The sequence below is a fragment of the Aquabacterium sp. A08 genome (assembly GCF_011742065.1).
Genome location: NZ_JAAQQT010000549.1, coordinates 1 through 7,831 on the forward strand (window position 1 = coordinate 1; position 7,831 = coordinate 7,831).

A 7,831-nucleotide genomic window follows, 5' to 3' on the forward strand; every position below is an offset into this window, starting at 1 on the left:
GTGCGCCAGATCGCCGACCTGGCCAAGGCCGACATTTCCGAGGAAGTGGCCAGCGCCTATGTGGGCCAGGAACTCACCTTCGGCCCGGAATACCTGATTCCCAAGCCCTTCGACTCGCGCCTGATCCTGAAGATCGCGCCGGCCGTGGCCCAGGCCGCCGCCGACTCCGGCGTGGCCACCCGCCCCATCACCGACATGGAGGCCTACAAGGAAACGCTGGGCCGCTTTGTGTACCAGACCGGCATCCTGATGCGCCCGGTGTTCAACACCGCCAAGGCCATGCCGGCCGCGAAAAAACGCGTGGCCTTTGCCGACGGCGAGGACGAACGCGCGCTGCGCGCCGCGCAAATGGCGATCGACGACCACCTGGCCCAGCCCATCCTGATCGGGCGCCCGGCGGTGATCGCCGCCCGCATCGAAAAAGCCGGCCTGCGCATGCGCCTGGGCGTGGACGTGACCAACGTCAACCCCGAAGACGACCCGCGCTTCCGCCAGTACTGGGAGCACTACCACCAGCTGATGAAGCGCCACGGCGCCACGCCCGAGGTGGCCAAGGCCGCGGTGCGCCGCTCCAACACCATCATCGGCTCGCTGATGGTCAGCCTGGGCGACGCCGACGCGCTGATCTGCGGCCTGGTGGGCACCTACACCACGCACCTGGAGCGCATCGACAGCATCCTGGGCAGGAAGGCCGGCGTGACCAACTACGCCGCCGTCAACGCGCTGATGACGCAGCAGGGCCCGCTGTTCATCGCCGACACCTATGTGAACGAGGACCCGAGCGCCGAGCAGCTGGCCGAGATCGCCTGGATGGCGGCGCAGGAGGTGCAGCGCTTCGGCATCCCGCCGAAAGTGGCCTTCCTGTCGCACAGCAGCTTCGGTTCGTCCAAACGCGCCTCGGCCCGCAAGATGCGCCTGGCGCGCGACCTGTTCGTGGCCCAGCACCCCGAGATCGAGTGCGACGGCGAACTGCACGGCGACGCCGCGCTGCAGCCCGAAATCCGCAAGGCCTACCTGGGCGACAGCACCCTGAGCGGCGCGGCCAACCTGCTGGTCTGCCCCAACCTGGACTCGGCCAACATCCTCTACAACGTGCTGAAAACCACCACCAGTGGCGGCGTGACCGTGGGCCCGGTGCTGATGGGGGTGAACCAGCCGGCCTACATCCTGACGCCGGCGGCCACCGTGCGCCGGGTGCTGAACATGACGGCCCTGGCCGCGGCGGCCAACGCCGGTTCGGCCTGAGGCGACCCGGCCCCGGCCACCACGGCCGGGCCTGCCCCCCACGCGATGCGCCCTGGCGGGCGCATTTTTTTGCCGGCTCCACGCACCAGGGCGGGGCCAACGGCCCCTCGGCGCCCCAGTCGGGTGCACCGCCGCGCCGCGTGGCGGCTATTTTGTATACAAAAGTGTGTTCAAAACGTCTGGCACCGATCTTGCACAACCGCTGGCAACCCACCCGGCGCCCCGCGCGCCGCCCTCGGACCCACCCTGGAGTTGTTCATGCACAAGCGCCGTTTCCTGCAAGCCACCGCCGCCCTGGGGGCTGCCCTCGTTCTGGGCACGGCCCAGGCCCAGACACCCCTGAAATTCCAGCTCGACTGGCGCTTTGAGGGCCCGTCGGCCCTGTTCCTGCACCCGGCGGCCCAGGGCCACTTCAAGGCCGCCGGCCTGGACCTGACCATCGACGCCGGCAGTGGCTCGGGCGGCACCGTCACCCGCGTGGCTTCCGGCACCTACGACCTGGGCTTTGCCGACGTGGCCGCCCTGATGGAGTTCCACGCCAACAACCCGGACGCGCCCAACAAGCCGGTGGCGGTGATGATGGTCTACAACAACACGCCGGCGGCGGTGCTGGCGCTGAAGAAAAGCGGCATCGCCCGGCCGGCCGACCTGAGCGGCAAAAAGCTGGGCGCCCCGGTGTTCGACGCCGGCCGCAAGGCCTGGCCGATTTTCGAGAAAGCCACCGGCGTGAAGAACGTGGCCTGGACCTCGATGGACCCGCCGCTGCGCGAAACCATGCTGGTGCGCGGTGACATCGACGCCATCACCGGCTTTTCCTTCACCTCGCTGCTCAACCTGGAGGCGCGCGGCGTCAAACCGGCCGACGTGGTGGTCATGCCCTTCGCCAGCCACGGCGTCAAGCTCTACGGCAACGCCATCATCGCCAGCCCCAAGCTGCTGCAGGAGAACCCGGCGGCGGTCAAGGCCTTCCTCGCCGCCTTCGCGAAGGGGGCACAGGAGGTGATGGCCAACCCGGCCGCGGCCATCGCCAGTGTGAAGGCGCGCGACGGGCTGATCAACGTGGCGCTGGAAACGCGCCGGCTGCAACTGGCCATCGACGCGGTGGTGGCCAGCCCCGACGCCCGGCGCGAGGGCTTTGGCCGGGTCGATCCGGCGCGGCTGAGCCTGATGGCGTCGCAGGTGTCGGACGCCTACGCCACCAAAACCCGGGTCAACGCCGCCCAGGTGTGGAACGGCAGCCTGCTGCCGGCCGCCGCCCTGAACGTGCTGCCACCGGCCCAGCGCTGAACCGCCCCGCGCAGGAACGCCCATGGCCCCCACGCCCCCACCGAACGAGCCCTTCGTCGATTTCGACCGGGTCTGGCTCGCCTACAACGACGAGCTGCTGGCGAAGAACCTCTTTGCCGTCGAGGACATCCAGCTCCAGGTCCAGCGCGGCGAGTTCATCGCCATCGTCGGGCCGTCGGGCTGCGGCAAGTCCACCTTCATGAAGCTCACCACCGGGCTGAAGATGCCGAGCATGGGCCAGATCCGCATCGACGGCCAGCCGGTCACCGGCCCGCTGAAGATCTCGGGCATGGCCTTCCAGGCGCCGAGCCTGCTGCCCTGGCGCACCACGCTGGACAACGTGCTGCTGCCGCTGGAGATCGTGGAGCCGTACCGCAGCCAGTTCAAGGACCGGCGCAAGGAGTACGAGGAACGCGCGAAAAAACTGCTGGTCAGTGTGGGCCTGGGCGGCATGGAAAAGAAATACCCCTGGGAACTGTCGGGCGGGATGCAGCAGCGCGCCAGCATCTGCCGCGCGCTGATCCACGAACCCAAGATGCTGTTGCTGGACGAGCCCTTCGGCGCGCTCGACGCCTTCACCCGCGAAGAACTCTGGTGCACCCTGCGCGACCTGTGGGAGGCGCAGCGCTTCAACGTCATTTTGGTGACGCACGACCTGCGCGAAAGCGTGTTCCTGGCCGACACGGTGTACTGCATGAGCAAAAGCCCGGGCCGCTTCGTGGTGCGGCGCGAGATCCCGATCCCGCGCACCCGCGACCTGGAAGTGACCTACACCCGCGGGTTTTCCGACATCGTGCACGAGCTGCGCGGCCACATCGGCGCGATGCGCCAGGCCGGCGCTGCCCTGCCCCAATGAGCCCCGAGGACAGGCCATGAAACACAAACACATGGAACGCTGGTCGCCGCTGTTGCTGCTGCTGGCCATCGTCGTGCTGTGGGAGGTGATCACCAGCGGCTTCGGCGTCTCGGAGTTCATCTTCCCCAGCCCCTCGCGCATCTGGGCGCAGACGCTGGAGCACCAGAGCGTCATCCTGGGCCACGCCTGGCGCACCTTTTGGGTGACCATGGTGGGCTTTGGCCTGGCCATCGTGGTCGGGGTGCTGCTGGGCTTCCTCATCGGCAGCTCGCGGCTGGCCTATGCCGCCGTGTACCCGCTGATGACGGCCTTCAACGCCCTGCCCAAGGCGGCCTTCGTGCCGATTCTGGTGGTGTGGTTCGGCATCGGCGCCGGGCCGGCCATCCTCACCGCCTTCCTCATCAGCTTCTTCCCCATCATGGTCAACATCGCCACCGGCCTGGCGACGCTGGAGCCCGAGCTGGAGGACGTGCTGCGGGTGCTGGGCGCCAAGCGCTGGGACGTGCTGGTCAAGGTCGGGCTGCCGCGCTCGCTGCCGCACTTTTACGGCTCGCTCAAGGTCGCCATCACGCTGGCGTTTGTGGGCACCACGGTGTCCGAGATGAGCGCTTCCAACGAGGGCATCGGCTACCTGCTGATGTCGGCCGGTTCCTCCATGCAGATGGGGCTGGCCTTCAGCGGCCTGCTGGTGGTGGGCGCCATGGCCATGGTGATGTACGAGCTGTTCAGCTGGGTGGAAAAGCACACCACCGGCTGGGCGCACCGCGGCAGCCAGGGCCACTGACCGCGCCCGCGCCACTTGGGCTTATAGTGGTGGGATGCACACACCCCCCAGGCACGGTTGGGCGCGGCGGCGCTGGCTGCAGGCCATGGCCGGCGCGGCCGCCGGCGTCTGGCTGGCCGGCTGCGCGCCCCCGCCACCGCCGCTGCGCCTGGGCAGCATCGTTTTCAGCGGCTACGAACCGGTGTTCATGGCGCGCGCCCTGGGTTGGCTGGACCCGGCCCAGGTGCGGCTGGTGGAGCTGTACTCCAACACCGACGCGCTGCGCGCCCTGGCCGCCGGCCAGATCGAAGCGGCCCAGCTGACGCTGGACGAGTTCCTCAGCGGCCGCGCGGGCGGGGTGGACCTGCGCGTCATCGCGGTGCTCGACGAATCGCTGGGCGCCGACGCGGTGATCGCCCGCCCCGGCCTGCGTGACCCGCACCTGCCGGCCGGGCGCCGCATCGCCGTGGAAGAAGGCGCGGTGGGCGCGGTGATGCTCAGCGCCTTCCTCAAGGCCCACGACCTGCCGCCCAGCGCGGTGCAAACCGTGTCGGTGGCGCTGGCCCACAACCTGGAGCATTTCCGCGAAGGCGCCGCCGACCTGTTCGTGACCGCCGAGCCCTGGGCCAGCCAGCTCGAAGCCCTGGGCGGCGTGCGCGTGTTCGACAGCACCGCCATCCCGGGCCGCATCGTGGACGTGATGGTGGCGCGCGCCGACGCCCTGGAGCACCACGCCCCCGCACTGCAGGCGCTGGTGGCGGCGCACTTCCGGGCGGTGCAGCTGCTGCACCAGCAACCCGAACGGGCCGCCGAACTCATGGCCGCGCGGCTGCAGCTGGCACCGGCCGAGGTGCCCGCCGCCCTCAAAGGCCTGAACCAGCCGGAGGCGGCCGCGTCGCGGCGCATGCTGCAACCCGATGGCGAGCTGTTGCGCCACATCAAAACCCTGGAACAGGTGATGGTGCAGGATGGCCTGCTCAAAGCCGCGTCCGTGCACGACACCCTGTTCGACACCCGCTTCCACCCGACCGCTCCATGATGCCCCGCCTCGCCTTGCGCAATGCCCTGCCGCTGGCGCTGGCGGTGCTGATGCTGCTGGGCCTGGGCGCGATCTACCTCGGGACCCGCAGCGACAGCCACGCCGACCTGCACGAACGCTCGCGCCAGGACCTGCTGACCCACGCCGAGGAACTGGCCCGGCTGACCCAGCGCGACCTGCAGGCCAACCGCAGCAACGTGGCGTCGGACGTGACCCTGGCCGCCACCGACCTGCGCGTGGCCGCCCTGATGGTGGTGCTGCCCGACGGCACGGTGGACATCGCCCACCGCTTCGACTGGCACGGCCGGCCCGCCGCCGAGGTGCTGCCCGCCTTCGACCCCGCCCGCTTCCAGCGGGTGACGCGCGGGCGCCTGCCCGATTGGCAGGAATCGGCCGATGGGCACCTCATGTCGGTGATGTCGCCCTTCATCGCCCCCACCAAACGGACGGAGCTGCGCAGCCTGGAGCACGGGGTGGTGTACCTGGCCTACGACCTGACGCGCGACCACCAACTGCTGGAACACCGGTGGCGGCAACGCCTGCTGCCGCTGGCCGCCGGGGCGCTGTTAGCGCTGCTGGCCCTGGGCTGGCTGCTGCACCGCCAGGTCAGCCTGCCGCTGCGCCGGCTGGAACGGGCCAGCCTGGCCTTTGCCCGCGACGACGAGGCCGTGAGCGAGGTGCCCGAGGCCGGGCCGCAAGAAATTGCGGTGCTGGCGCGCAGCTTCAACGCCATGCTGCGCGACCTGCGCCAGTCGCGCGCCGCACTGCAAGCCAGCCAGGCGCACTACAAGGAGCTGGCCAATGCCGGCCGGGTGATGGTCTGGAGCGCCGACACCGAGGGCCGGCTGCTCGACGTGAACGACGTCTGGCTGCGCTTCAGCGGCGGCCAGCGCCAGGACTTGCTGGGCCAGCAGTGGCTGCGGCACATCCACCCCGCCGACGCCCCCATGGCCCAGTCCGCCTTTGAGCAGGCGCGCGACCAGCAGGCCCCCTTCAGCACCGAATTCCGCGTCCACAACCACCGCGGCGCCCTGCGCTGGGTGCTGTGCGACGGCACGCCCCGGCTGGACGCGCAAGGCCGGCTGCTGGGCTACATCGGGCACTGCATCGACATCACCGCGCGCAAACAGGCGCAGCTGGAACGGGTGCAGAGCGAAGCGCGCCTGTCGGCGGTGGTGGACGGTGCCATGGACGCCATCGTCACCGCCGACTGGAACCAGCGCATCCGGGTCTTCAACGCCGCCGCCGAGGAGATGTTCGGCCACCGCGCCCAGGACATCATCGGCCAGTCGCTGGAGTTGCTGATCCCGCACGACAAGCGCCACGGCCACGCCGACAAGATGCACAGCGTGGCCCGGCACGAAGGCCAGCACGCCCAGCAGCGCATGCGGGTCACCCACCTCAAGGGCCTGCGCGCCAACGGCGAGGTGTTCCCGATCGAGGTGTCGATCTCGCACCTGCAGGTCAACGGCGAGGACCTGTTCACCGCCATCATCCGCGACACGACCGAGGCGGTGCGGCAACGTGAAGAAATCTCGGCGCTCAACGCCAGCCTGGAGAAGCGGGTGATCGAGCGCACCGCCGAACTGGCCCACGCCAACGCCACCCTGCGCGCCCAGGAGGCGGTGCTGACCGAGGCCAAACAGGCCGCCGAAACCGCCTCGCGCACCAAGTCCGATTTCCTGGCCAACATGAGCCACGAGATTCGCACGCCCATGAACGCCATCCTGGGCATGGGCCACCTGATGCTGCGCACCGAGCTGTCGGTGCGCCAGCGCGACTACATGGAGAAAATCCAGCAGTCGGCGCAGCACCTGCTGGGCATCATCAACGACATCCTGGACTTCTCCAAGATCGAGGCCAACAAGCTGCAGCTCGAACAGATCGAGTTTTCGCTGGCCCGGGTGCTCGACACCTTCGTCAGCCTGATCAGCGAGAAGGCGCAGAGCAAGGGCATCGAGCTGTTGTTCGACGTGGCCCCCGACGTGCCGATGAACCTGATTGGCGACCCGCTGCGGCTGGGCCAGGTGCTGATCAACTACGGCAACAACGCGGTCAAGTTCACCGAGCAGGGCGAGATCCGGGTGCGGGTGCGGGTGCAGCAGGCCCTGGCCGACGCGGTGGTGCTGCGCTTCGAGGTGCAGGACAGCGGCATCGGCATGACGCCGGAACAGATCGGCTCGCTGTTCCAGAGCTTCCACCAGGCCGACGCCTCCACCTCGCGCCGCTACGGCGGCACCGGGCTGGGGCTGGCCATCGTCAAGCGGCTGGTGGAGCTGATGGGGGGCGAGGTCGGCGTCCGCTCCACCCCGGGCGAAGGTTCCACCTTCTGGTGCACCGCCCGGCTGGGGCGCGGCGCCGAGGAGCCGGTGCGCACCCCGCCGCGGCACGAGTTGCGCGGCCTGCGGGTGCTGGTGGTGGACGACAACGCCGGCGCCCGCGAACTGCTGTGCGAACAGCTGCGCGGCATGACGCTGGAACCCGAGGCCGTGCCCGGCGGCGAGGCCGCCCTGAGCGCCCTGGCCGCAGCGGAGCGGCAGGAGCGCCCGTTCCGGGTGGCCCTGATCGACTGGCAGATGCCCGGCCTGGACGGGCTGGAAACCGCGCGCCGGGTGCCGGCGCTGGGCCTGCGCCAGCCGCC

At 69.8% G+C, this 7,831-nt stretch carries 6 protein-coding genes; all 6 read left to right on the forward strand.

The features are described 5' to 3' along the window. Nucleotides 1-1,245, forward strand: a 1,245-nt coding sequence (locus HA630_RS05040; RefSeq protein ID WP_256368610.1) for a phosphate acyltransferase, incomplete at its 5' end; no start/stop codon positions are given. A gap of 258 nt (nucleotides 1,246-1,503) precedes the next feature. Beyond that, nucleotides 1,504-2,532, forward strand: a complete 1,029-nt coding sequence (locus tag HA630_RS05045; protein ID WP_166832911.1) for an ABC transporter substrate-binding protein — start codon at nucleotides 1,504-1,506, stop codon at nucleotides 2,530-2,532. A gap of 22 nt (nucleotides 2,533-2,554) precedes the next feature. Continuing rightward, nucleotides 2,555-3,388, forward strand: coding sequence for an ABC transporter ATP-binding protein (locus HA630_RS05050; RefSeq protein ID WP_166832913.1), 834 nt, complete (start codon nucleotides 2,555-2,557; stop codon nucleotides 3,386-3,388). 16 nt (nucleotides 3,389-3,404) lie between these two features. Further along, complete coding sequence (locus tag HA630_RS05055) at nucleotides 3,405-4,172, forward strand: ABC transporter permease (RefSeq protein WP_166832915.1); 768 nt, start codon at nucleotides 3,405-3,407, stop codon at nucleotides 4,170-4,172. Between the two features lie 34 nt (nucleotides 4,173-4,206). After that, a complete protein-coding gene (locus HA630_RS05060) occupies nucleotides 4,207-5,190 on the forward strand; it encodes an ABC transporter substrate-binding protein (RefSeq protein ID WP_166832917.1) in 984 nt (327 codons plus the stop codon). Next, on the forward strand, nucleotides 5,187-7,831 hold a 2,645-nt coding region (locus HA630_RS05065; protein WP_166832919.1), incomplete at its 3' end, for a PAS domain S-box protein. The genes HA630_RS05060 and HA630_RS05065, both read left to right, overlap by 4 nt.

Excerpts from the sequence above, each read along its gene's own strand:
- HA630_RS05050 (WP_166832913.1), top strand. The coding sequence starts at position 2,555 with ATGGCCCCCACGCCCCCACCGAACGAGCCCTTCGTCGATTTCGACCGG.
- HA630_RS05060 (WP_166832917.1), top strand. The coding sequence starts at position 4,207 with ATGCACACACCCCCCAGGCACGGTTGGGCGCGGCGGCGCTGGCTGCAG.
- HA630_RS05055 (WP_166832915.1), top strand. The coding sequence starts at position 3,405 with ATGAAACACAAACACATGGAACGCTGGTCGCCGCTGTTGCTGCTGCTG.
- HA630_RS05045 (WP_166832911.1), top strand. The coding sequence starts at position 1,504 with ATGCACAAGCGCCGTTTCCTGCAAGCCACCGCCGCCCTGGGGGCTGCC.